Source organism: Salmonella sp. K21076, from assembly GCF_039650795.1.
Classification (GTDB): domain Bacteria; phylum Pseudomonadota; class Gammaproteobacteria; order Enterobacterales; family Enterobacteriaceae; genus Salmonella; species Salmonella enterica.
In genome coordinates, this window is the sequence record NZ_JBCLYA010000046.1 from 1 (window position 1) to 23339 (window position 23339).

Annotated in this window: 25 protein-coding genes; 17 read left to right on the top strand and 8 right to left on the bottom strand. The window is 54.1% G+C overall.

The features are described from left to right. Positions 1–141: 141 nt before the first annotated feature. Positions 142–1512, top strand: a complete 1371-nt coding sequence (proY, locus tag AAYN39_RS13930; RefSeq protein WP_000445555.1) for a proline-specific permease ProY — start codon at positions 142–144, stop codon at positions 1510–1512. Between the two features lie 161 nt (positions 1513–1673). Beyond that, positions 1674–3491 carry a maltodextrin glucosidase gene (gene malZ, locus AAYN39_RS13935; protein WP_000930730.1) on the top strand — a complete coding sequence of 606 codons (1818 nt, stop codon included), beginning with the start codon at positions 1674–1676 and terminating at the stop codon, positions 3489–3491. A 71-nt stretch (positions 3492–3562) separates the two neighbouring features. On the opposite strand, the gene AAYN39_RS13940 is transcribed toward malZ, so the two are convergent. Together AAYN39_RS13940 and acpH are read right to left on the bottom strand one after the other, a co-directional pair. After that, complete coding sequence (locus AAYN39_RS13940) at positions 3563–4165, bottom strand: peroxiredoxin (RefSeq protein WP_000244731.1); 603 nt, start codon at positions 4163–4165, stop codon at positions 3563–3565. A gap of 209 nt (positions 4166–4374) precedes the next feature. Further along, positions 4375–4956, bottom strand: coding sequence for an ACP phosphodiesterase (gene acpH, locus AAYN39_RS13945; RefSeq protein ID WP_203085456.1), 582 nt, complete (start codon positions 4954–4956; stop codon positions 4375–4377). A gap of 93 nt (positions 4957–5049) precedes the next feature. Between acpH and queA the strand changes: the two genes are divergently transcribed. From queA to AAYN39_RS13990, 9 genes are all read left to right on the top strand, one after another. Next, a complete protein-coding gene (gene queA, locus AAYN39_RS13950; protein WP_001266528.1) occupies positions 5050–6114 on the top strand; it encodes a tRNA preQ1(34) S-adenosylmethionine ribosyltransferase-isomerase QueA in 1065 nt (354 codons plus the stop codon). Positions 6115–6310: 196 nt separating this feature from the next. After that, complete coding sequence (gene tgt / locus AAYN39_RS13955) at positions 6311–7438, top strand: tRNA guanosine(34) transglycosylase Tgt (protein WP_000667304.1); 1128 nt, start codon at positions 6311–6313, stop codon at positions 7436–7438. Between the two features lie 22 nt (positions 7439–7460). Next, positions 7461–7793 (top strand): preprotein translocase subunit YajC, encoded by a 333-nt coding sequence (gene yajC, locus AAYN39_RS13960; protein WP_000007628.1) that lies wholly within the window; start codon positions 7461–7463, stop codon positions 7791–7793. 27 nt (positions 7794–7820) lie between these two features. After that, positions 7821–9668: a protein translocase subunit SecD gene (gene secD / locus AAYN39_RS13965; RefSeq protein WP_000934811.1), complete on the top strand. Its 1848-nt coding sequence runs from the start codon at positions 7821–7823 to the stop codon at positions 9666–9668. Positions 9669–9678: 10 nt separating this feature from the next. Continuing rightward, the gene (secF, locus tag AAYN39_RS13970) at positions 9679–10650 is read left to right on the top strand and encodes a protein translocase subunit SecF (protein ID WP_000046629.1); all 972 of its coding nucleotides are present in this window, start codon (positions 9679–9681) and stop codon (positions 10648–10650) included. A gap of 146 nt (positions 10651–10796) precedes the next feature. Then, positions 10797–11162: a VOC family protein gene (locus tag AAYN39_RS13975; protein WP_000793035.1), complete on the top strand. Its 366-nt coding sequence runs from the start codon at positions 10797–10799 to the stop codon at positions 11160–11162. Between the two features lie 25 nt (positions 11163–11187). Further along, a complete protein-coding gene (locus AAYN39_RS13980) occupies positions 11188–11880 on the top strand; it encodes a YafY family protein (RefSeq protein ID WP_000198318.1) in 693 nt (230 codons plus the stop codon). Between the two features lie 169 nt (positions 11881–12049). Next, positions 12050–12397 carry an HNH nuclease YajD gene (gene yajD, locus AAYN39_RS13985; protein WP_000974818.1) on the top strand — a complete coding sequence of 116 codons (348 nt, stop codon included), beginning with the start codon at positions 12050–12052 and terminating at the stop codon, positions 12395–12397. A gap of 442 nt (positions 12398–12839) precedes the next feature. Then, positions 12840–12947, top strand: a complete 108-nt coding sequence (locus AAYN39_RS13990) for a type I toxin-antitoxin system toxin Ldr family protein (RefSeq protein WP_000176312.1) — start codon at positions 12840–12842, stop codon at positions 12945–12947. Between the two features lie 82 nt (positions 12948–13029). Here AAYN39_RS13990 and AAYN39_RS13995 read toward each other — a convergent pair whose 3' ends face one another. Together AAYN39_RS13995 and AAYN39_RS14000 are read right to left on the bottom strand one after the other, a co-directional pair. Further along, complete coding sequence (locus AAYN39_RS13995) at positions 13030–13893, bottom strand: nucleoside-specific channel-forming protein Tsx (RefSeq protein WP_000752021.1); 864 nt, start codon at positions 13891–13893, stop codon at positions 13030–13032. Between the two features lie 299 nt (positions 13894–14192). Continuing rightward, on the bottom strand, positions 14193–14732 hold the full coding sequence (locus AAYN39_RS14000; RefSeq protein WP_000196293.1) for a DUF3251 domain-containing protein: 540 nt from the start codon (positions 14730–14732) through the stop codon (positions 14193–14195). Positions 14733–14883: 151 nt separating this feature from the next. Here AAYN39_RS14000 and nrdR point away from each other — a divergent pair, with 151 nt between their 5' ends. The 6 genes from nrdR to pgpA all read left to right on the top strand — a co-directional run bounded on the left by nrdR (position 14884) and on the right by pgpA (position 18988). Then, entirely contained in the window at positions 14884–15333 is a 450-nt protein-coding gene (gene nrdR / locus AAYN39_RS14005; RefSeq protein WP_000543533.1) for a transcriptional regulator NrdR, read from the top strand. A 3-nt stretch (positions 15334–15336) separates the two neighbouring features. Further along, positions 15337–16440: a bifunctional diaminohydroxyphosphoribosylaminopyrimidine deaminase/5-amino-6-(5-phosphoribosylamino)uracil reductase RibD gene (gene ribD, locus AAYN39_RS14010; protein ID WP_001150215.1), complete on the top strand. Its 1104-nt coding sequence runs from the start codon at positions 15337–15339 to the stop codon at positions 16438–16440. Positions 16441–16528: 88 nt separating this feature from the next. After that, the gene (gene ribE, locus AAYN39_RS14015) at positions 16529–16999 is read left to right on the top strand and encodes a 6,7-dimethyl-8-ribityllumazine synthase (RefSeq protein WP_001021372.1); all 471 of its coding nucleotides are present in this window, start codon (positions 16529–16531) and stop codon (positions 16997–16999) included. Between the two features lie 20 nt (positions 17000–17019). Continuing rightward, positions 17020–17439: a transcription antitermination factor NusB gene (gene nusB / locus AAYN39_RS14020; RefSeq protein WP_000801120.1), complete on the top strand. Its 420-nt coding sequence runs from the start codon at positions 17020–17022 to the stop codon at positions 17437–17439. Positions 17440–17517: 78 nt separating this feature from the next. Then, positions 17518–18495, top strand: coding sequence for a thiamine-phosphate kinase (gene thiL / locus AAYN39_RS14025; protein ID WP_000752139.1), 978 nt, complete (start codon positions 17518–17520; stop codon positions 18493–18495). Beyond that, positions 18473–18988: a phosphatidylglycerophosphatase A gene (gene pgpA / locus AAYN39_RS14030; protein ID WP_000154063.1), complete on the top strand. Its 516-nt coding sequence runs from the start codon at positions 18473–18475 to the stop codon at positions 18986–18988. Before thiL ends, pgpA begins: the two co-directional genes overlap by 23 nt. A 103-nt stretch (positions 18989–19091) precedes the next feature. Here pgpA and AAYN39_RS14035 read toward each other — a convergent pair whose 3' ends face one another. Genes AAYN39_RS14035 through xseB form a run of 4 tightly spaced genes read right to left on the bottom strand, consistent with a single transcriptional unit; the run spans position 19092 to position 23151 of the window. Then, a complete protein-coding gene (locus AAYN39_RS14035; protein ID WP_001199865.1) occupies positions 19092–20066 on the bottom strand; it encodes an aldo/keto reductase in 975 nt (324 codons plus the stop codon). Positions 20067–20122: 56 nt separating this feature from the next. Continuing rightward, positions 20123–21985: a 1-deoxy-D-xylulose-5-phosphate synthase gene (gene dxs, locus AAYN39_RS14040; RefSeq protein ID WP_000006791.1), complete on the bottom strand. Its 1863-nt coding sequence runs from the start codon at positions 21983–21985 to the stop codon at positions 20123–20125. Between the two features lie 23 nt (positions 21986–22008). Continuing rightward, positions 22009–22908, bottom strand: a complete 900-nt coding sequence (ispA, locus tag AAYN39_RS14045) for a (2E,6E)-farnesyl diphosphate synthase (RefSeq protein WP_000348078.1) — start codon at positions 22906–22908, stop codon at positions 22009–22011. Further along, entirely contained in the window at positions 22909–23151 is a 243-nt protein-coding gene (xseB, locus tag AAYN39_RS14050; RefSeq protein ID WP_001124944.1) for an exodeoxyribonuclease VII small subunit, read from the bottom strand. Positions 23152–23339: the final 188 nt, after the last annotated feature.

A 23339-nucleotide genomic window follows, 5' to 3' on the forward strand; every position in this document is an offset into this window, starting at 1 on the left:
GTAAGTAACGAAGTTTGATGCAAATGTCAGATCGTATGCGCCTGTTAGGGCGCGGCTGGTAAGAGAGCCTTACAGGCGCATCAGAAAAACCTCCGGCTATGCCGGAGGATATTTATTATTGTGTTGATAGGTCAGAAATTGATGGAAAGCAATAATAAGCTAAAGCGTGGGCTGAGCACCCGGCACATTCGCTTTATGGCATTAGGTTCGGCAATCGGCACCGGCCTGTTTTACGGCTCGGCGGACGCCATCAAAATGGCGGGGCCGAGCGTGCTGTTGGCCTATATTATTGGCGGGGTCGCGGCATATATCATTATGCGCGCATTGGGGGAAATGTCCGTTCACAACCCTGCCGCCAGCTCATTTTCGCGCTATGCGCAGGAAAACCTCGGCCCGCTTGCGGGCTACATTACCGGCTGGACCTACTGTTTTGAGATCCTGATCGTCGCCATTGCTGACGTGACCGCGTTCGGCATTTACATGGGGGTCTGGTTCCCCGCCGTGCCGCACTGGATTTGGGTGCTTAGCGTGGTGCTGATCATTTGCGCCATCAACCTGATGAGCGTCAAGATGTTCGGCGAGCTGGAGTTTTGGTTCTCCTTCTTCAAAGTCGCCACCATTATTATCATGATTGTCGCGGGTATCGGCATCATTGTGTGGGGAATTGGCAACGGCGGGCAGCCGACTGGCATTCATAACCTGTGGAGCAACGGCGGCTTCTTCAGCAATGGCTGGCTGGGAATGATCATGTCGCTGCAAATGGTGATGTTCGCTTACGGCGGGATTGAGATTATCGGTATCACCGCCGGGGAAGCGAAAGACCCGGAGAAATCCATTCCGCGCGCCATTAACTCAGTACCGATGCGTATCCTGGTATTTTATGTCGGCACGCTGTTCGTCATTATGTCTATCTATCCGTGGAATCAGGTCGGCACAAACGGCAGCCCATTTGTGCTGACGTTCCAGCATATGGGGATTACCTTTGCCGCCAGCATTCTGAACTTTGTGGTATTGACCGCCTCGCTTTCCGCTATCAACTCCGATGTGTTTGGCGTAGGCCGTATGCTGCATGGTATGGCGGAGCAGGGGAGCGCGCCGAAAGTCTTTGCCAAAACGTCACGCCGTGGTATTCCGTGGGTCACTGTGCTGGTGATGACGATTGCGCTGCTGTTTGCGGTTTACCTGAACTACATCATGCCGGAAAACGTCTTCCTGGTGATTGCCTCGCTGGTGACGTTTGCGACGGTATGGGTATGGATTATGATCCTGCTGTCGCAAATCGCCTTCCGTCGTCGTTTACCGCCGGAAGAGGTAAAAGCGCTGAAGTTTAAGGTGCCGGGCGGTGTCGTAACGACGATAGCGGGTCTGATTTTCCTGGTCTTCATTATTGCGCTTATCGGCTACCATCCGAATACCCGCATCTCACTGTATGTGGGCTTCGCCTGGATAGTTCTGCTGTTGATTGGCTGGATATTTAAACGCCGTCGCGACCGTCAATTGGCGCAGGCGTAGTCGTTTTTCTCTGCCTTATCCGGTCTGCAGGCAACGGCAGGCCGGATAAGCGGAGCCGTTTCTCCTCCTGGAGTCTCCTCCCCTAATAAACCCCCGGATGATGAGTTATCCTTTAAATCTCTGTGGCAAGGTGGCCCCATTTTTAGTAGAGGGGATACGAGATGTTGAATGCCTGGCACTTACCGGTTGCCCCGTTTGTTAAGCAACATAACGATAAATTAACCATTACGCTGTGGCTGAGCGGAGAAAATCCGCCGTCTCGCGTGACGTTGCGCTCAGAATTCGATAACGAAGAAATCTCACTGGCGATGCGCAAACAGCGCCGCCAGCCGCAGCCGGGCGTGACGGCGTGGCGAGCGACGCTCAATATCGCGTTAGGACAGCCCCGTCGCCGTTACAGCTTTAAATTGCTTTGGCATGACCGCCAGCGATGGTTTACGCCGCAGGGATTTAGCTGCTTTCCACCCGCGCGTCTGGAACAATTTGCGGTTGATGTGCCGGATAGCGGCCCGCAGTGGGTCGCCGATCAAATTTTTTATCAGATCTTCCCGGATCGTTTTGCCCGCAGCGCGACGCGTGAAGCCGATCAGGACCGAGTGTATTACCATCATGCCGCGGGTCAGGAGATTGTGCTGCGCGACTGGGACGATCCTTTAACCCCCCAGGCGGGCGGTTCCACCTTTTACGGCGGCTGTCTGAATGGCATTTGTGAGAAGCTGCCGTATCTGAAAAAACTGGGCGTCACAGCGCTATATCTGAATCCGGTATTTACCGCGCCGAGCGTCCATAAGTACGACACGGAAGATTATCGCCATGTCGATCCGCAATTTGGCGGCGATCGGGCGCTGCTACGCCTGCGGCGTGAAACGCAAGCACAGGGCATGAGGCTGGTGCTGGATGGCGTGTTTAACCATAGCGGCGACTCGCATGCGTGGTTTGACAGGCATAACCGCAGCACTGGCGGCGCGTGCCATCACCCGGACTCGCCGTGGCGCGACTGGTACTCCTTTTCACCACAAGGCGTGGCGCTGGACTGGCTGGGTTATCCGAGCCTGCCGAAACTCGATTATCAATCAGAAACGCTGGTGGATGAGATCTATCGCGGTGAGGACAGTATCGTTCGTCACTGGCTAAAGGCACCGTGGAATATGGACGGCTGGCGGCTGGATGTCGTACATATGCTGGGCGAGGCGGGCGGGGCGCGCCACAATTTGCAGCACGTCGCCGGCATTACCCGGGCGGCAAAAGAGGCGCAGCCTGAAGCCTATATTGTGGGGGAACATTTCAGCGATGCGCGGCAGTGGCTACAGGCCGATGCGGAAGATGCCGCCATGAATTATCGCGGCTTCACCTTCCCGCTGTGGGGATTTCTCGCCAATACTGATATCGCTTACGAACCACAGCATATTGATGCCCGGACCTGTATCGCGTGGATGGATAACTACCGCGCCGGATTATCGCACCAGCAGCAACTGCGCATGTTTAATCAACTCGACAGCCATGATACTGCGCGCTTTAAAACCCTGCTGGGTAAAGACGCGGCGCGCCTGCCGCTGGCGGTGGTCTGGCTGTTTACCTGGCCCGGCGTGCCATGTATTTATTACGGCGATGAAGTCGGCGTGGACGGCGCAAATGACCCCATGTGCCGCAAACCGTTCCCATGGGATGAACGCAAGCAGGACGGCAACTTGCTGGCGCTGTACCAGCGTATGGCGAAACTGCGCCAGAGCAGTCTGGCGCTGCGTCGTGGCGGATGCCAGGCGCTGTATGCCGAAGGTGACGTAGTGGTATTCGTGCGAGTTTATCAGCAGCAGCGGGCGCTGGTGGCGATTAACCGGGGCGAGGCCTGTGAAGTGGCGCTGGAAGCGTTGCCGTTGCTGAACGTGGCCGGATGGCAATGTAAAACGGGAAGCGGTGACATCCGCGAGGGAAGACTTAGTTTACCCGCGATTTCCGCGACGGTATGGATGAATCGTTGAGGCGAGGTGGTTCATAATACCTCACGCATAAAAAAGGCTCGCATTCGCGAGCCTTTTATCAATGCACTGACTTACAGGCTGGAAATATTCTCAGCCAGGTATTTAGCCACGCCGTCCGGAGAGGCGTTCATGCCTTCTTTGCCTTTTTCCCACTGCGCCGGGCAGACATCGCCGTGCTCTTCGTGGAACTGCAGCGCGTCGACCATACGCAGCATTTCGTCGATGTTACGACCCAGCGGCAGATCGTTTACGACCTGGTGGCGAACAATACCGTTTGCGTCAATCAGGAAAGAGCCGCGCAGCGCAACGCCTTCGTCCGGATGTTCGATACCGTAAGCTTTCTGAATTTCACGCTTCACGTCAGCGACCATTGCGTATTTCACCGGGCCAATGCCGCCTTTATCGACAGGGGTGTTACGCCATGCGTTGTGGACGAACTCAGAGTCGAAAGAAACGCCGACCACTTCAACGCCGCGCTTCTGGAATTCTTCATAACGTTTATCGAAGGCGATCAGCTCAGACGGGCAAACAAAAGTGAAGTCCATCGGCCAGAAGAACAGAACGGTCGTTTTACCATTGGTGTGCTGTTTGAAGTTGAATTTATCAACAATCTCACCGCTACCCAGTACCGCCGCAGCGGTGAAATCCGGGGCCTGACGAGTAACCAGTACCATAATAATTCTCCTGCAATATTAAGGGTTTTAGAACGCAACGCGGGCAGTATAGGGAGGGCGAAGCGACAAAACAATGCGGTCTTGACAATCAATGAGACAGCTTTTGCCTATCGATCGGGTCATTATAAATCGTAATGATGACTCCTTTATGACAGCGAACGATCTTTCTGCCAACGGCGGATCTGACGCACGCCCTCGCTATCAGGCCGTCACAGCGCTTTGCGGGCGGCCTGTGCCATCATACGCGGATAAAAATACCAGAAGCGCTCTTCTAACGCGTCGTAGTGCGCGTCCAGATCGTACCAGGAATCACGCAAGGCATCCAGCCGGGGACGGCGATTCGCCATGCCATTCAGCACGTTTTGAATGAAATCCATATCGCGATACCGCTCTAACCATTTTTCTGACCAAAGATAATCATTCAGGTTGACAAAGCGCGGCGGGGAGTCGGGCAGAATCGTCGCGACCTGCGCATGGGCGTAGCCGACAAACGCCTGAAGTGGAAAATCGGGAGAGATTTGCGTCCAGTGGCGCGATAAAAAATGATCCCACATGACGTCCAGCGTAATGGGCGCCACGCGCCGCGTTTCATGGCGGAACCACTCTCGCGCCTCACGAACTTCCGGCAGGTTGTCGGTCATGACGTCAATACGCCGATGCATATAAATACCCTCTACCACGTCAGGAGGATAATGCGTTGCCGGGTTACCGCGGACAAAATCGGCCAGCAGATTACCGGAAAGCGAGCTGTCGGCAAGGTGCGCCAGATGCAGGTGAGCAAGAAAATTCATTATTGATTCTCTGTCCAAAAAGCGGGTAACGGTTGCAGCGGGAACGCCCCGGCACTAGACTACCCGCCTCTTATTTTAGTCTGAGTCAGAGTCATGCGCGTTACCGATTTTTCCTTTGAACTACCCGAATCCTTGATTGCCCACTACCCACAGCCGGAACGCAGTCGCTGCCGTTTGCTGTCATTAGAGGGGCCGACGGGCGCGCTGACGCACGGTACTTTCACCGATCTGCTCGATAAGCTCAACCCTGGCGATTTGCTGGTCTTCAATAATACCCGCGTGATCCCGGCGCGCCTGTTTGGCCGTAAAGCCAGCGGCGGCAAGATAGAAGTGCTGGTCGAACGTATGCTCGATGATAAACGCATCCTGGCGCATATTCGCGCTTCTAAAGCGCCAAAACCGGGCACGGAACTGCTACTGGGCGATGACGAAAGTATTCACGCGACCATGACCGCGCGTCACGGCGCTCTGTTTGAAGTTGAGTTTAATGACCCGCGTCCGGTGCTGGATATTCTCAACGCCATCGGCCATATGCCGTTGCCGCCGTATATCGACCGTCCGGACGAGGACGCCGACCGCGAACTGTATCAGACGGTTTACAGTGAAAAACCGGGCGCCGTCGCCGCGCCGACCGCGGGGCTGCACTTTGATGAGCCGCTGCTGGCGGCGCTTCGTGAGAAAGGTGTCGAAATGGCGTTTGTTACGCTACACGTCGGCGCGGGCACTTTCCAGCCAGTGCGTGTCGATACCATTGAAGATCACATCATGCACTCCGAATATGCTGAGGTGCCGCAAGAGGTGGTCGACGCGGTGCTGGCGGCGAAAGCGCGCGGCAACCGGGTTATCGCCGTCGGCACGACCTCGGTACGCTCACTGGAGAGCGCGGCGCAGGCGGCAAAAAGCGATTTGATAGAGCCATTCTTCGGCGATACGCAAATCTTTATTTATCCAGGTTATCAATACAAAGTGATTGATGCGCTGATCACCAACTTCCATCTGCCGGAATCGACGTTGATTATGCTGGTTTCCGCATTTGCCGGTTATCAACACACCATGAATGCCTATAAGACTGCGGTAGAACAAAAATATCGCTTTTTTAGCTACGGGGACGCGATGTTTATCACGTGCAATCCGCAGGCTATTTCTGAGCGTCCGTAAGAAGGCTATCTCACTTGCCATTTTGACGCCGGGCAGTGCTCGCCATCCTCACGTACTGCGTGTACGCTCCGGTGGTTGTGCGCTGGCCGACTCCAAACTGGCTGCGCCGATGACGCCTTCGGGAATTTATTAGCTATGGAATCATTCCGTAGCGAGTCGTTAAACGTCGGACTGTTTTTCTGACGCAGGAGTGATAATGAAATTTGAGTTAGATACCACCGATGGTCGCGCGCGTCGCGGTCGTCTGGTGTTTGATCGTGGCGTAGTGGAAACGCCTGCTTTTATGCCTGTGGGTACTTACGGTACGGTAAAAGGCATGACGCCGGAAGAAGTGGAAGCGACCGGCGCGCAGATTATTCTCGGCAACACTTTCCACCTGTGGCTGCGCCCGGGTCAGGAAATCATGAAGCTGCACGGCGACCTGCACGATTTCATGCAGTGGAAAGGGCCGATTCTCACCGATTCCGGCGGCTTCCAGGTCTTCAGCCTCGGCGATATTCGTAAGATTACCGAGCAAGGCGTGCACTTCCGTAACCCGATCAACGGCGATCCGATTTTCCTCGATCCGGAAAAGTCGATGGAGATCCAGTACGATCTCGGTTCCGATATCGTGATGATCTTTGATGAATGTACGCCGTACCCGGCAGACTGGGACTATGCTAAACGCTCGATGGAGATGTCGTTGCGTTGGGCGAAGCGTAGCCGCGACCGTTTTGATAGCCTTGGCAATAAGAATGCGCTTTTTGGCATCATTCAGGGCAGCGTTTACGAAGATTTACGCGATATCTCGGTGAAAGGTCTGGTAGAGATTGGCTTTGATGGCTACGCTGTCGGCGGTTTGGCTGTCGGTGAGCCGAAAGCAGATATGCACCGCATTCTGGAGCACGTTTGCCCGCAGATCCCGGCTGACAAACCGCGTTACCTGATGGGCGTGGGTAAACCGGAAGATCTGGTGGAAGGGGTGCGTCGCGGTATTGATATGTTTGACTGTGTCATGCCAACGCGAAATGCCCGTAATGGTCATCTGTTTGTGACCGACGGCGTGGTGAAGATTCGTAATGCAAAGCATAAAAGCGACATCAGCCCGCTTGACGCCGAGTGCGATTGCTACACCTGTCGCAATTATTCACGCGCTTACTTGCATCATCTCGACCGTTGCAACGAAATATTAGGTGCGCGTCTCAATACCATTCATAACTTGCGTTACTACCAGCGTTTGATGGCGGGTTTACGCAAGGCTATTGAAGAGGGTAAATTAGAGAGCTTCGTAACCGAGTTTTACCAACGTCAGGGGCGACCCGTTCCACCTTTGAACGTTGATTAATTTTAATAATGAGGGAATTTGAATGAGCTTTTTTATTTCTGATGCGGTAGCGGCAACAGGTGCTCCGGCGCAGGGCAGCCCGATGTCTCTGATTTTAATGCTGGTGGTGTTTGGTCTGATTTTCTATTTCATGATCCTGCGCCCGCAGCAGAAGCGCACCAAAGAGCACAAAAAGCTGATGGACTCCATTGCGAAAGGTGATGAAGTTCTGACGAATGGCGGTCTGGTTGGTCGAGTGACCAAAGTAGCGGAAGCCGGCTACATTGCCATCGCGCTGAATGACACCACGGAAGTGGTTATCAAACGTGACTTCGTAGCTGCCGTTCTGCCGAAAGGCACCATGAAGGCGCTGTAATATTTCGTTTTCCCAAAGGGAACTGCCGTGTTAAACCGTTATCCTTTGTGGAAGTACATCATGCTGGTCGTCGTGATTATCGTCGGCCTGCTTTACGCACTTCCCAACCTGTATGGTGAGGATCCGGCTGTTCAAATCACTGGCGTGCGCGGCGTCGCCGCCAGTGAGCAAACGCTGATCCAGGTCCAGAAAACGTTACAAGAAGAAAAAATTCCCGCTAAGTCTGTGGCACTGGAAGAGGGCGCTATTCTTGCGCGCTTCGACACCACCGATACCCAGCTACGCGCCCGTGAAGCGCTGATGAGCGTGCTGGGGGATAAATATGTCGTGGCGCTTAACCTTGCGCCGGCTACGCCGCGCTGGTTGGCGGCTATTCACGCCGATCCGATGAAGCTCGGTCTTGATCTGCGCGGCGGCGTTCACTTCCTGATGGAAGTGGATATGGATACCGCGTTAGGTAAACTCCAGGAACAAAATATCGATAGCCTGCGCAGCGATCTGCGTGAAAAAGGCATTCCTTATACCACCGTTCGTAAAGAAAATAATTATGGGCTGAGCATCACGTTCCGTGACAGCAAAGCGCGTGATGAGGCGATCGCCTATCTGACGCCGCGTCATCGTGACCTGGTGATTTCCAGCCAGAGCGGCAATCAACTTCGCGCGGTAATGACCGATGCGCGCCTGAGCGAAGCGCGTGAATACGCCGTTCAGCAGAACATTAATATTCTGCGTAACCGTGTTAACCAACTGGGCGTCGCGGAGCCTGTCGTACAACGCCAGGGCGCAGACCGTATTGTGGTTGAGCTGCCGGGTATCCAGGATACCGCTCGCGCGAAAGAAATTCTCGGCGCGACCGCGACGCTGGAATTCCGTCTGGTGAATACCAACGTTGACCAGGCCGCCGCTGCTGCCGGGCGCGTACCGGGCGATTCCGAAGTGAAACAGACCCGCGAAGGTCAGCCGGTGGTATTGTACAAACGCGTGATCCTCACCGGCGACCATATCACCGACTCGACGTCCAGCCAGGATGAATATAACCAACCGCAGGTTAACATCTCGCTGGATAGCGCAGGCGGCAATATCATGTCTAACTTCACTAAGGACAATATCGGCAAACCGATGGCGACCCTGTTTGTGGAGTATAAAGACAGCGGTAAGAAAGACGCTAACGGTCGCGCCGTACTGGTGAAACAGGAAGAGGTGATTAACATTGCCAACATCCAGTCTCGGCTGGGTAACAGCTTCCGTATTACCGGTATCAGCAACCCGAACGAAGCGCGTCAGCTCTCGTTGTTGCTGCGTGCGGGTGCCCTGATTGCGCCGATTCAGATCGTTGAAGAGCGCACCATTGGCCCGACTCTGGGTATGCAGAACATCAAGCAGGGCCTGGAAGCCTGTCTGGCCGGTCTGGTGGTCTCCATCCTGTTCATGATCTTCTTCTATAAGAAGTTTGGTCTGATTGCGACCAGCGCGTTAGTGGCTAACCTGGTGTTGATTGTCGGTATCATGTCGCTGTTGCCGGGGGCAACGCTCAGTATGCCGGGGATTGCGGGTATCGTGTTAACCCTTGCGGTGGCGGTCGACGCCAACGTTCTGATTAACGAACGTATCAAAGAAGAGTTGAGTAATGGCCGCACGGTACAGCAGGCGATAAACGAAGGCTATGCCGGCGCGTTCAGTTCCATCTTCGATGCGAACATCACGACGCTGATTAAAGTCATCATTCTGTATGCTGTCGGTACCGGGGCAATTAAAGGGTTCGCGATTACGACCGGTATCGGTGTGGCGACGTCGATGTTTACCGCGATTATCGGTACGCGTGCTATCGTAAACCTGCTATATGGCGGCAAGCGCGTCACTAAGCTGTCAATCTGAGGAGTGCGATGTGGCACAGGAATACACTGTTGAACAACTAAACCACGGCCGTAAAGTCTATGACTTTATGCGCTGGGACTTCTGGGCATTCGGCATCTCCGGGCTGTTGCTGATCGCGGCCATTGTCATTATGGGCGTACGCGGGTTTAACTGGGGGCTGGATTTCACCGGTGGTACGGTAATTGAAATCACGCTGGAAAAACCGGCTGAAATGGACGTGATGCGCGAAGCGCTGCAAAAAGCGGGCTATGAAGAGCCGCAGTTGCAGAACTTTGGCAGCAGTCACGACATTATGGTGCGTATGCCGCCAACCGAAGGTGAAACCGGCGGTCAGGTACTGGGTAGCAAAGTGGTGACGATCATTAATGAAGCCACCAACCAGAACGCGGCCGTGAAGCGTATTGAATTCGTGGGGCCAAGCGTGGGCGCCGATCTGGCGCAAACCGGCGCCATGGCGCTGCTGGTGGCGTTGATCTCTATCCTCGTTTATGTCGGTTTCCGCTTTGAGTGGCGACTGGCGGCAGGGGTGGTCATCGCGCTGGCGCACGACGTGATCATTACGCTGGGGATACTGTCGCTTTTCCATATTGAGATTGACCTGACCATTGTGGCATCGTTGATGTCGGTGATCGGTTACTCGCTGAACGACAGTATCGTGGTCTCCGACCGTATTCGTGAAAACTTCCGCAAAATCCGTCGCGGGACGCCTTACGAAATCTTTAACGTGTCGCTGACCCAGACGCTACACCGTACGTTGATTACCTCCGGTACGACGTTAGTGGTAATTCTGATGCTGTACCTCTTCGGCGGTCCGGTACTGGAAGGCTTCTCGCTGACGATGCTGATCGGTGTCTCTATTGGTACGGCATCTTCTATCTATGTCGCATCGGCGCTGGCGCTGAAACTCGGTATGAAGCGCGAGCATATGCTGCAGCAGAAAGTCGAAAAAGAAGGGGCGGATCAGCCGTCCATTCTGCCGTAAACACGTATTTAAGTGTTATCTGAATCCCGGTCATGCGATCGGGATTTTTTATTTATGTACCATGACGATAAACATTACTGACAGTATGCTGTCAGGAGCCCTGTCATACACTCCTCATGAATTTACCCACACTCGCAGGAGGATGTATGAAAAACTTGATTAACTGGTTTGAAATTCCAGTTACTGATATGGCGCGTGCAATCGCCTTTTATGAGCAAGTGATGCAGATATCGTTACGTCGGGAAACCATGGATGGGGCGGACCTGGCCGTATTCCCGTATGCTGAACCCGGACCCGGCGGAGCGCTGATAAAGCAGGATGATGTCGCTCCAGTTGCGCAGGGAGTCGTTATTTATCTGCATACCGCCGATTTGTTAGCCTCGATTGAACGTGTCGTCCTTGCCGGTGGCAAGTGTGTTCTGGAACCCATGGTTCCCGGAGATGACATTGGAACCATCGCGTTGTTTATTGACAGCGAAGGTAACCGAATAGGTTTACATCAACCTGCGTGATATTTGCTAAATGTAGAGAGTCAATATGACCAGACGCGCTGACCGTTTGTTTCAGATCGTGCAAATTTTGCGGGGTAGACGACTGACGACGGCAGCGCTGTTGGCACAGCGGCTTGCGGTTTCTGAACGGACGATTTATCGCGATATTCGCGATCTGTCGTTATCCGGTGTGCCTGTCGAAGGTGAAGCGGGGAGCGGATACCGTTTAATGGCGGGTTTTGATCTGCCGCCCTTGATGCTTACCCATCGTGAATCGGAAGCACTGATGGTGGCTATACGGTTATTGAAAACCTGGGGTGGCGATTCGCTATCGCGCGAGCTTGAATCCGCCCAGGAAAAAGTGTTGGCTATTTTACCGGAAGAGAGCCGTCGTAAAGCGGAGCAGACACGGATTTACGCTCCGGATTTGGGTACATCTCCACATTCGCGCAGCGCGTTTGATCTTATCCATCAGGCTGTTTCGGCGCAGCAGGTGTTGGCGCTACATTATCGTGATGAAGCGGGGCATCTCTCTTCGCGGGATATACAACCTCTGGGATTGTTTTTCTGGGGAGAGCACTGGCTACTGGTTGCCTGGTGTGAGAGACGGGAAGACTATCGGTGTTTTCGCCTCGATCGCTGTTTACAAATTACTCCGCTTAACCGGCGATTTCGTGAAACAATCGACCGTTCTTTGCGTGATTTTTTGCGTAAAGTCGAGCACGAAAAAATGCCGTAAGATGTGATAGCGATACCTCCAACGCTTGTAAAACGGGTTGATTGGTCATCAGTTTGCCTGAAATAGCCTTCCTTACCTGGATATATAAGTTGCACAGAATCATTGCTAAAAGCCCGGCTTCGCGGGAAACTGCGCATAACCCTTTGTATTATTCAGGTACCTGTTAATTATGGCTATCATCCCAAAAAACTACGCGCGCCTGGAAAGCGGCTATCGTGAAAAAGCGCTGAAGCTGTTTCCGTGGGTGTGCGGACGTTGTTCCCGTGAGTTTGTGTATTCAAATCTGCGTGAGCTGACGGTGCATCATATCGATCATGACCACACCAATAACCCGGAAGACGGCAGTAACTGGGAGCTATTGTGCCTCTACTGCCACGATCATGAGCATTCTAAATATACCGAAGCCGATCAGTACGGTTCGACGGTCATTGCCGGGGAAGATGCGCAAAAAGATGTCGGCGAGGCGACTTATAACCCGTTTGCCGATCTGAAAGCGATGATGAACAAAAAGAAATAAGCAGACTGCTGACAAAGCTGTTGGTGCTGTTGAATGTTAGGTTACGCTTCGCTCCACTCCACCCAACGGAATCCGCAATATAAATGAATTATTGGTTTTCGTAGGTCGGATGCAATCTGACATTTTTTCAGCCCCGGAGTTTGTCGCCAGCCCCAAACGTCCTGTAACGCATACATTGTCACTGGAATTCCGATCGCAAGGTTGGGATTTTTTTGTTTTTAAGTCCTGCCGATACTGGCGAGCAGAGTAGAATCAGCGGTAAGCCGGGGCAACCCGGTGAGGCGCAATGTTGCGGGGGCTTGATCCCCGGTGGCCTTGTCGCTGGAAAGAGAAAACCCCCGCACATTGTTCGGTATTCACCGGCAACATTACGGGGGCTAACTTGACCCCAGACAAGTTGAGGATAGCCGCGAACCGTTGCCATTGCAACAAAGGCGGCAATATGACGCTCACAGAGTTGAGCATTACTATCTGGCACGATCTGGCGGCACCAACGCTGGTCGGGATTGCGACAGGTCTGTTTTTAGGCTGGTGGCATCGCCGGAAGTAATGTGAAGTGGGCGCGACTCGCCGCCGCATGGCAGCATGCGCCCGAAACGGGCCAGAGGACGACCTCTGGCTTTTTTGCAGGTTTAGAAGTTGTAACCCACGACCAGGTAACCGCCCCAGCCGGTAGATTTCGCGCTGAAATCGCCGTCGCCCCAGTTCAGTTTGGCGCCATTCTGCCACTGTCCGCCGTTATGGAAGTAACGCGCAACGACCGAGTAGTGCCAGTGATCGTAGTTCAGCGCCAGGATATGGCTGGAAGCGATGGAGTTGCTGGTACGGTTCGGATCGTCGCCTAAATCAGATCCCCAGTCAAAGTTGGTAAAGCCGATATAGCTCAGTTTACCGCCCCACAGATCGGTGATGGGGACGAAGTATTTCACTTTGAAACGGTAGCCGTCCCATTCGTTTTCATTGGACGCGCCGTAGTTTTGCCACTGATATTTCGCATACACGTTCAGCGACAGACCCATCGGCAGGCCGGTGTCGATATCGGTCCCCAGACCCATATACCATGTGCTCTGGCGGCTGGCTTTGTTATCGCCCATATCGTAGATGTAGTTGTTGGCGAAATACCACTCTTTAAACGGGCCAAAGCTCAGGTCTGCGCCGGTCAGCTTATCAATCGAGAAACGCGGTTCGATTTCCATGAACAGCGGAGAACCGTCGGACCAGATACCTTTATCGTTGCCGTTACCCCAATCAAAGGTTTTGGGAATATCGATATAGCCGTAGAAATCAAACCAGTCTTTTTTGGCAAATGCTTCATATTCCAGATAGACGTCGTTGTTCAATTTCGGCGAGAAACGGGTATGGTAGCTGCCTACCACGTTTACGCTCTGGTGCCACCAGTCGGACAAATACTGCGGCTGATCATTTTCTGCTGCGTTAGCAGTAAAAGATGAGGTGAGCGCCAGCGCTGCGCTGACTGCGAGTAAAGTTTTTTTCATATGTATGCCACTGTTTGAAATCCCTTGCGGGAGTGAAAAGAACGCAATTTGCGTTTCTAAATATTTCGTGTTTCTGCGGAGCCTATTATAAAAATCATTGCTCACAAAAATATGTCTTGTTTCACATATCTATCATTTACGTAATCGATTGCGTTCACGTTTGCGCACTTTAGGCGCGGCGACAGTACTATCTTTCATGAATATTAACAATCCGTGTCATAAATTACGGAAATGTCAGAAGGGCAACAAAAGTTGCGCAGAGGATGTTGCGGAGCGCACAAAACGCTCCGCCAGAACGTTTATTGATTAACAGGCTGAATATCATGGATGCGAATGAAGCCTAACTGCGCCGGTGTGATCCCCTTCAACGGTAACGGAATATTGACATCACTGGGCGCCAGCAAGCTGGCGGGCGCATTTACCAGAAGGCTCTGCGCATTCACCTCCTGATAGTTCTCCGTAGTGCCCTGAATTTGCCCGTACTCTACGGTAGCGCTGAATGCCGGTAGCGGATCGCGGGACTTGCCCTGAATGCGTAACGTTGCGTGAGCGCCGTCAGCGACAGGCGTAATTTCCAGCAATGTCATACGTAGCGTACCGATCTGACTCTCCAGCCGGGCAGGCGTATTGGCGCCAGGCAACAAATAGACGCCGCGGGTTGAATCCGCATTCAGCTTATTTTGTTGGGTAATTTTTACCGTTTCCTGATTCAGTTGGGTCATCTCTTTATTCAGGGTGCTAATGCTTTGATGCATCTGGCGAACTTCGCTCTGCGGCGCGCAGGCGGTCAGGCTCAAGAGACTTCCCACCAGGAGAATTCTTAGGTAACATCTTGTCATGTCGATCATTTCCTTCGTGGTCCGATAGCGTAATGGTAGTGCGCTATACGCACAAAGGCACCGATCCTTTATCTCAAAAGCGCTCCGCCTTTGTTGTCGCGCCAGTTCAGGGTAAAATAGCATTTCCTAAATCATCTGGTCAGGACGCCGTATGCATTGCCCATTTTGTTTCGCCGTAGATACCAAAGTCATTGACTCTCGTCTTGTAGGCGAGGGCTCGTCCGTGCGCCGCCGTCGGCAGTGTCTGGTGTGTAATGAACGCTTTACGACCTTTGAAGTGGCTGAACTGGTCATGCCGCGCGTGATAAAAAGCAACGATGTGCGCGAACCCTTTAATGAGGATAAGCTGCGTAGCGGCATGTTGAGAGCGCTGGAAAAAAGACCCGTCAGCGCAGATGATGTTGAAATGGCATTGAACCATATTAAGTCACAATTACGTGCCACTGGGGAGCGTGAAGTTCCCAGCAAGATGATTGGCAACCTGGTCATGGAGCAGCTGAAAAAACTCGATAAAGTCGCGTATATTCGCTTTGCCTCCGTCTATCGCAGTTTCGAAGATATCAAAGACTTTGGCGAAGAAATCGCTCGCCTACAGGACTAAGCCATGCAGGATGAGTTTTACATGGCGCGAGCGCTCAAACTGGCGCAGCGTGGACGTTTCACCACTCACCCGAACCCTAATGTCGGCTGTGTCATTGTTAACAATGGCGACATCGTCGGCGAAGGTTATCACCATCGCGCCGGAGAGCCGCACGCCGAGGTCCATGCGCTGCGGATGGCGGGCGCAAAAGCCAAAGGCGCAACCGCCTATGTCACGCTTGAACCCTGTAGCCATCATGGGCGAACGCCGCCATGTTGCGATGCGCTGATTGCGGCTGGCGTCGCGCGCGTGGTCGCCGCGATGCAGGACCCGAACCCACAGGTCGCCGGGCGCGGGCTGTATCGCCTGCAACAGGCGGGTATTGCGGTCAGCCACGGGTTAATGATGAGTGAAGCGGAGGCGCTCAATAAAGGCTTCCTCAAACGGATGCGTACCGGATTCCCTTATCTTCAGCTTAAACTGGGTGCCTCCGTGGATGGACGGACGGCGATGGCCAGCGGCGAAAGCCAGTGGATCACCTCGCCGCAGGCCCGGCGCGACGTTCAGCGCTTGCGTGCGCAAAGCCACGCTATTTTAACCAGTAGCGCGACGGTATTGGCTGACGATCCGGCCTTGACGGTGCGTTGGGCGGAGTTAGACGCCTCTACACAGGCGTCTTACCCGCAGGAAAATCTGCGCCAGCCGGTGCGAATTGTTATCGACAGCCAAAACCGGGTAACGCCTGCGCATCGTATTGTGCAGCAGCCTGGCGAAACGTGGATTGCGCGTACCCAGGAAGATAGCCACGCGTGGCCCGATTCGGTTCGTACTATCAGCGTGCCGGCGCACAACGGACATTTGGATCTGGTTGTGCTGATGATGCAGTTAGGCAGGCAGCAGATTAATAGCATATGGGTTGAGGCCGGACCGGGACTGGCGGGCGCGTTGCTGCAAGCCGGGCTGGTGGATGAACTGATTGTCTATGTCGCGCCTAAATTGTTGGGAACCCAGGCGCGGGGATTATGCGAATTGCCGGGGCTTGAGAAGCTCGCCGACGCGCCGCAATTTACCTTCAGCGAAATACGTCATGTCGGCCCGGATGTTTGCCTGCATATGGTGAGCGCATGAGTTCTCCCGTCGAAAGGGGAGCAGCGCTCAAATTATTATGATAAAATCCGCCCCCCTGCGGGGCCAAATGAACCCTGGAAGAGAGAATATGAACATTATTAAAGCTAACGTTGCAGCCCCTGACGCTCGTGTCGCCATCACTATTGCGCGTTTCAATCAGTTTATCAACGACAGCCTGCTGGATGGCGCGGTTGATGCCCTGACGCGTATTGGTCAGGTAAAAGATGATAATATTACCGTAGTGTGGGTGCCTGGCGCTTATGAACTGCCGCTGGCGACCGAAGCGCTGGCGAAAAGCGGTAAATACGACGCCGTGGTTGCGCTGGGAACCGTGATTCGCGGGGGGACTGCGCACTTTGAATATGTGGCAGGCGGCGCCAGCAATGGCCTGGCAAGCGTTGCCCAGGACAGCGGCGTGCCGGTAGCCTTTGGTGTTCTGACCACCGAGAGTATTGAACAAGCCATCGAACGTGCTGGTACAAAAGCCGGTAATAAAGGCGCAGAAGCTGCGCTGACCGCGCTTGAAATGATTAATGTATTGAAAGCCATTAAGGCCTGATTTTTTGTAAGGGGAATTCCGTGAAACCTGCTGCTCGTCACCGCGCCCGTGAGTGTGCCGTCCAGGCGCTTTACTCCTGGCAGTTGTCCCAGAACGACATCGCTGATGTTGAATACCAGTTCCTGGCGGAACAGGACGTAAAAGACGTCGACGTTCTCTATTTCCGTGAACTGCTATCCGGGGTGGCGACTAACAGCGCGTACCTGGATGGTTTAATGAAACCGTATCTGTCCCGCCTGCTTGAAGAGCTGGGACAGGTTGAAAAAGCCGTGCTGCGTATTGCGTTGTTTGAGCTGTCAAAACGCAGCGATGTGCCTTATAAAGTGGCCATCAACGAAGCGATTGAACTGGCGAAAACCTTTGGCGCTGAAGACAGCCACAAATTCGTCAACGGCGTACTGGATAAAGCAGCTCCGGTGATTCGTCCCAACAAAAAGTGATTCACAGGCCGGAAAGATAGCGGGCGATCGATACCCGCCGTCTCCGGCCTTTTCTTTTTTTCTGCTGAGGCATAACGTATGGCATGTGGCGAGTTTTCCCTGATTGCCCGTTATTTTGACCGTGTAAGAAGCTCTCGTCTTGATGTTGAAACCGGTATTGGCGACGATTGCGCGCTCCTGAATATTCCTGAAAAGCAGACCCTGGCGATCAGTACCGATACGCTGGTGGCGGGCAACCACTTCCTCCCTGATATCGATCCTGCCGATCTGGCTTATAAAGCGTTGGCGGTGAATTTAAGCGATCTGGCCGCGATGGGGGCCGACCCGGCCTGGTTAACGCTGGCGTTAACGCTACCGGAAGTGGATGAGCCGTGGCTGGAGGCTTTTAGCGACAGCCTGTTTGCGCTATTGAATTACTACGATATGCAGCTCATTGGCGGCGACACCACGCGTGGACCGCTGTCGATGACGCTGGGTATCCACGGTTATATCCCGGCAGGGCGCGCGCTCAAGCGATCTGGCGCGAAGCCGGGCGACTGGATTTATGTCACCGGTACGCCGGGCGACAGCGCTGCCGGGCTGGCGGTTTTGCAAAACCGGCTACAGGTGTCGGAGGAGACCGATGCTCACTATTTAATTCAACGGCATTTACGCCCGACGCCGCGTATTTTACACGGCCAGGCGCTGCGTGACATCGCCAGCGCGGCTATCGATCTTTCCGATGGTCTGATTTCCGATCTGGGGCATATCGTCAAGGCCAGCGGCTGTGGGGCAAGAGTGGATGTTGATGCGTTGCCAAAATCCGATGCGATGATGCGCCATGTTGATGACGGGCAGGAGCTGCGTTGGGCGCTTTCCGGCGGCGAAGACTATGAGTTGTGCTTTACGGTGCCGGAACTGAACCGTGGCGCGCTGGATGTCGCCATTGGTCAACTGGGTGTTCCCTTTACCTGCATAGGCCAAATGAGCGCAGATATTGAAGGGCTGAATTTTGTACGTGACGGAATGCCTGTCACCTTCGACTGGAAAGGATATGACCATTTTGCCACGCCATAAAGATGTTGCGAAAAGTCGCCTGAATTTGCGCAATCCGTGGCATCTGCTCGCTACCGGCTTTGGCAGCGGGCTGAGCCCCGTGGTGCCGGGTACGATGGGCTCTCTGGCGGCGATCCCCTTCTGGTATCTGATGACGTTTCTGCCGTGGCAGCTTTATTCGCTGGTCGTGATGTTTGGAATCTGCATTGGCGTTTATCTTTGCCATCAGACGGCGAAAGATATGGGCGTACACGACCACGGCAGTATTGTCTGGGATGAATTTATCGGTATGTGGATAACGCTAATGGCGTTGCCGACGACGGACTGGCAATGGGTGGCTGCCGGGTTCGTTATTTTCCGCATTCTAGATATGTGGAAACCCTGGCCGATCCGTTGGTTTGATCGCAACGTGCACGGCGGCATGGGGATAATGATCGATGATATCGTCGCCGGGGTGATATCCGCTGGCATACTGTATTTTATCGGTCATCACTGGCCGCTCGGTATTATTTAAAGGGTTTGCCGGATGGCGGCATAAACGCCTTATCCGGCCTGCCTCCGAACAATATGTCGATTTCGCAGGCCCGATAAGCGCCGCGCCATCGGGCAATGGCAGATTATTTAAATCCCACCACCGGATGCTGCTTGTACGGTGTTTCGAGTTCGGCAATCTGCTCCGGTTTGAGCGTTAAATCAACGGCATTCAGCAACTCATCTAACTGCTCTTCACGCGAAGCGCCGATAATCGGCGCGGCGACGCCTCGTTTGCTGAGCAGCCAGGCCAGCGCAACCTGCGCTCGCGTTGCGCCAAGCGCCTCGCTGACGCCAGCCAGCCGTTCCGCTATTTGCGCATCATTTTTATCGCTTTCATCGTATAAATTTTTGCCCACGTCATCCGAGGCCAGCCGGGCCGTGGTTTCTCCCCAGGGGCGAGTTAAGCGCCCGCGCGCCAGCGGACTCCACGGAATCACGGCGACCCCTTCCTGCCAGCACAGCGGTAGCATCTCACGCTCTTCCTCGCGGTAGATCAGGTTATAGTGATCCTGCATAGTGACAAACGGCGCCCAGCCGTGTTGTTTTTGTAGCGCCAGCGCCTGGGCAAATTGTGAGGCGTGCATTGAGGAAGCGCCGATATAGCGGGCTTTACCCGCCTTTACCACGTCGTTTAGCGCTTCCAGAGTTTCTTCTATCGGCGTGGTGTAATCCCAGCGGTGGATTTGCAGGATATCGACATACTCCATTCCCAGACGGGTGAGGCTATCGTCAATAGAGCGCAGGATTTGCGCGCGGGACAATCCTTCCGGCAGATCGCCGACGCGATGGAAGACTTTCGTCGCTACCACCACCTCGTCGCGCCGGGCAAAATCACGCAGCGCGCGACCGACAATCTCTTCGCTGCTGCCGTCGGAGTAGCTGTTGGCGGTATCAAAAAAGTTAATGCCGCCCTCAAGGGCGCGCTTGATGATGGGACGGCTGCTCTCTTCGGGAAGCGTCCAGGCGTGATTGCCGCGACTCGGCTCGCCGAATGTCATACAGCCCAGACAAAGGCGGGACACCCGAAGATCGGTATTTCCTAACGTGTTGTATTGCATGACTCCGCTCCTGTTATACCCGTCACTCTTCAAGCATAGCAGGAGCAAAGAGGAGATTATGCCAGCCAGGCCTTGATTTTGGCTTCAATGCCTGCGGCGTCAAGCCCCAGTTCCGCGCGGGCTTCTTCCTGCGTTCCTTGCGGGATAAAGAAATCCGGAAGACCGATATTCAGCACAGGTACAGGTTTACGATGGGCCATTAGCACTTCGTTTACGCCGCTGCCAGCGCCGCCCATAATGGCGTTTTCTTCCAGCGTCACCAGCGCGTCATGCTGCGCGGCCATCTCCAGAATTAACGTGTCGTCCAGCGGTTTAACAAAGCGCATGTCGACCAGCGTGGCATTCAGCGCTTCGGCGACTTTCGCCGCCTCAGGCATTAAGGTGCCAAAGTTCAGAATCGCCAGTTTTTCGCCATGACGCTTCACAAGACCTTTACCAATAGGCAGTTTTTCCAGCGGGGTTAGCGCCACGCCCTGCGCATTACCGCGTGGATAACGTACTGCCGTCGGGCCGTCGTTATAGTGATACCCGGTAAATAACATCTGGCGACATTCGTTCTCGTCGCTTGGCGTCATGATCACCATATCCGGGATGCAGCGCAGATAGGAGAGATCGAACGCGCCTTGGTGTGTTTGCCCATCCGCGCCAACGATACCGGCGCGATCGATGGCGAACATGACCGGCAGTTTCTGGATAGCGACGTCATGGATGACCTGATCGTAGGCGCGTTGCAGGAAAGTAGAGTAGATCGCCACGACGGGCTTATAGCCGCCAATCGCCAGACCTGCGGCGAAGGTGACGGCATGCTGCTCGGCGATAGCGACGTCAAAATAGCGATCCGGGAATTTACGTGAAAATTCCACCATGCCGGAACCTTCGCGCATTGCCGGGGTGATCGCCATCAGCTTGCTGTCTTTGGCGGCGGTTTCACACAGCCAGTCACCGAAGATTTTTGAATAACCTGGCAGACCGCCGCTGCTTTTCGGCAAACATCCGCTGGAGGGATCAAATTTAGGCACCGCATGGAAAGTGATCGGATCTTTTTCCGCGGGCTCATAGCCGCGGCCTTTTTTGGTCATGATATGCAGGAACTGCGGCCCTTTCAGGTCACGCATGTTCTTCAATGTGCTGATAAGCCCCATGACATCGTGACCATCGACCGGCCCGATGTAGTTAAAGCCCAGCTCTTCGAACAGTGTTCCCGGCACAACCATGCCTTTAATATGTTCTTCGGTACGCTTGAGCAGTTCTTTAATTGGCGGTACGCCGGAGAAGACTTTTTTTCCGCCTTCGCGCAGAGAAGAGTAAAGCTTACCGGAAAGTAGCCGCGCCAGATGGTTGTTGAGCGCGCCGACGTTTTCCGAAATCGACATTTCATTGTCGTTCAGAATGACCAGCATGTCGGGTCGGATATCGCCTGCGTGATTCATTGCTTCAAACGCCATACCGGCGGTGATGGCGCCGTCGCCAATCACACAGACGGTGCGGCGATCTTTGCCTTCTTTCTCCGCCGCCACGGCAATACCGATACCGGCGCTGATGGAGGTGGAGGAATGCCCAACGCTCAGCACATCGTATTCGCTTTCTCCGCGCCACGGGAACGGGTGCAGACCGCCTTTCTGGCGAATGGTGCCGATTTTGTCGCGACGACCGGTAAGGATTTTATGTGGATAAGCCTGGTGTCCAACATCCCAGATTAGCTGGTCAAACGGGGTGTTGTAGACATAATGCAGCGCCACGGTAAGTTCTACCGTGCCCAGCCCGGAAGCGAAATGCCCGCTGGAACGGCTTACGCTGTCGAGTAAGTAGCGGCGTAGCTCGTCGCAGAGTTTCGGCAGACTCTCTTTCGGTAACAGTCGTAACTCCTGGGTGGAGTCGACCAATGCCAGGGTAGGGTATTTGGCTATATCAAAACTCATCGCAAGCTCATTGGATATGGGGTTTATTTATCACGCTGGATTATGTAGTTCGCTAGCGCTTCCAGTGCCGAGGTGTCCAGTGATTGCGCGGCCAGCTGATGTAACGACTGACGGGCGTCCTCTATCAGGTCCCGGGCTTTATTCCGGGCTTGCTCAAGACCCAGAAGTGCAGGGTAGGTACTTTTGCCAAGCTGCTGGTCTGCGCCCTGACGTTTACCTAACGTTGCAGTATCGCCCACCACATCCAGAATGTCATCCTGAACCTGGAAGGCAAGGCCGATACTCTCTGCATAGCGGTCAAGTATCGGCAGAGTATTCCGTCCTTTATCGCCCGCGCTCAACGCGCCAAGTCTAACGGCGGCGCGAATGAGCGCGCCGGTCTTATGGCGATGAATGCGTTCCAGCGCGTCCAGAGTGATCCGCTGGCCTTCTGCCGCCAGATCCAATGCCTGACCGCCGCACATACCGGCGATACCGCTGGCGTTTGCCAGTTCGGCGATCATCGCGATACGATCGCGATCGGCGACTTCCGGCATCGGCGCGTCGCTGATAATGGTAAACGCCAGCGTTTGCAACGCGTCTCCCGCCAGGATTGCGTTGGCTTCGCCAAATTTAATATGGCAAGTCGGCAGGCCGCGACGCAAATCGTCATCGTCCATTGCTGGCAGGTCGTCATGGATCAGCGAATAGGCATGAATGCATTCGACCGCCGCAGCTGGCGCATCCAGCGTTGCCGTACTGACGCCAAACATTTGACCGGTGGCGTAAACCAGAAATGGCCGCAGGCGTTTACCGCCTAATAATGCGCCATACTGCATGGCTTCGACCACGGGAGTGTTCTGAAAGGGCAGTGGCGCGATAAAACGGCTCAGCGCCTGATTCGCTTGCGTTACGCAAGCCTGTAGCTGCTGCGTAAAGTCCATTTACTCATTATCCGCGATAAAAGGCTCAGGTGAAGCCTCTTCATTATCAGACAGCAAAATTTGCACGCGCTGTTCCGCCTGCTGCAGTTTTGCCTGCCCCTGACGCGCCAGTTGTACGCCGCGCTCGAATTCATTCAGCGCGTCTTCCAGCGGCAAATCGCCGCTTTCCAGGCGGGTAACAATATGTTCCAGCTCGCTCAGCGCAGTTTCAAAGCTGGCGGGCGCCTCATTTTTCTTCGGCATGATGACTGTTTGACTCTCTGTAATGGCAGCACAAGTCTATGGTAACGGACTCGCACTGATAAGCAAATAACGCGCAATGGTAAGGGGAAATGCGCAAGATGTCCGTGATGGTGATATACTTCCGCGCCTGGATGCAGCCGTAGGTATGGGCTGCTGTACTATTTCTCCACGACAAGCCTTAGATAGCT

Bases quoted from the DNA above. Each gene is read 5' to 3' on its own strand.
- proY (WP_000445555.1), top strand. From the start codon at position 142: ATGGAAAGCAATAATAAGCTAAAGCGTGGGCTGAGCACCCGGCACATT.
- malZ (WP_000930730.1), top strand. From the start codon at position 1,674: ATGTTGAATGCCTGGCACTTACCGGTTGCCCCGTTTGTTAAGCAACAT.
- AAYN39_RS13940 (WP_000244731.1), bottom strand. From the start codon at position 4,165: ATGGTACTGGTTACTCGTCAGGCCCCGGATTTCACCGCTGCGGCGGTA.
- acpH (WP_203085456.1), bottom strand. From the start codon at position 4,956: ATGAATTTTCTTGCTCACCTGCATCTGGCGCACCTTGCCGACAGCTCG.
- queA (WP_001266528.1), top strand. From the start codon at position 5,050: ATGCGCGTTACCGATTTTTCCTTTGAACTACCCGAATCCTTGATTGCC.
- tgt (WP_000667304.1), top strand. From the start codon at position 6,311: ATGAAATTTGAGTTAGATACCACCGATGGTCGCGCGCGTCGCGGTCGT.
- yajC (WP_000007628.1), top strand. From the start codon at position 7,461: ATGAGCTTTTTTATTTCTGATGCGGTAGCGGCAACAGGTGCTCCGGCG.
- AAYN39_RS13975 (WP_000793035.1), top strand. From the start codon at position 10,797: ATGAAAAACTTGATTAACTGGTTTGAAATTCCAGTTACTGATATGGCG.
- AAYN39_RS13980 (WP_000198318.1), top strand. From the start codon at position 11,188: ATGACCAGACGCGCTGACCGTTTGTTTCAGATCGTGCAAATTTTGCGG.
- yajD (WP_000974818.1), top strand. From the start codon at position 12,050: ATGGCTATCATCCCAAAAAACTACGCGCGCCTGGAAAGCGGCTATCGT.
- AAYN39_RS13990 (WP_000176312.1), top strand. From the start codon at position 12,840: ATGACGCTCACAGAGTTGAGCATTACTATCTGGCACGATCTGGCGGCA.
- AAYN39_RS13995 (WP_000752021.1), bottom strand. From the start codon at position 13,893: ATGAAAAAAACTTTACTCGCAGTCAGCGCAGCGCTGGCGCTCACCTCA.
- AAYN39_RS14000 (WP_000196293.1), bottom strand. From the start codon at position 14,732: ATGACAAGATGTTACCTAAGAATTCTCCTGGTGGGAAGTCTCTTGAGC.
- nrdR (WP_000543533.1), top strand. From the start codon at position 14,884: ATGCATTGCCCATTTTGTTTCGCCGTAGATACCAAAGTCATTGACTCT.
- ribD (WP_001150215.1), top strand. From the start codon at position 15,337: ATGCAGGATGAGTTTTACATGGCGCGAGCGCTCAAACTGGCGCAGCGT.
- ribE (WP_001021372.1), top strand. From the start codon at position 16,529: ATGAACATTATTAAAGCTAACGTTGCAGCCCCTGACGCTCGTGTCGCC.
- thiL (WP_000752139.1), top strand. From the start codon at position 17,518: ATGGCATGTGGCGAGTTTTCCCTGATTGCCCGTTATTTTGACCGTGTA.
- pgpA (WP_000154063.1), top strand. From the start codon at position 18,473: ATGACCATTTTGCCACGCCATAAAGATGTTGCGAAAAGTCGCCTGAAT.
- AAYN39_RS14035 (WP_001199865.1), bottom strand. From the start codon at position 20,066: ATGCAATACAACACGTTAGGAAATACCGATCTTCGGGTGTCCCGCCTT.
- dxs (WP_000006791.1), bottom strand. From the start codon at position 21,985: ATGAGTTTTGATATAGCCAAATACCCTACCCTGGCATTGGTCGACTCC.
- ispA (WP_000348078.1), bottom strand. From the start codon at position 22,908: ATGGACTTTACGCAGCAGCTACAGGCTTGCGTAACGCAAGCGAATCAG.
- xseB (WP_001124944.1), bottom strand. From the start codon at position 23,151: ATGCCGAAGAAAAATGAGGCGCCCGCCAGCTTTGAAACTGCGCTGAGC.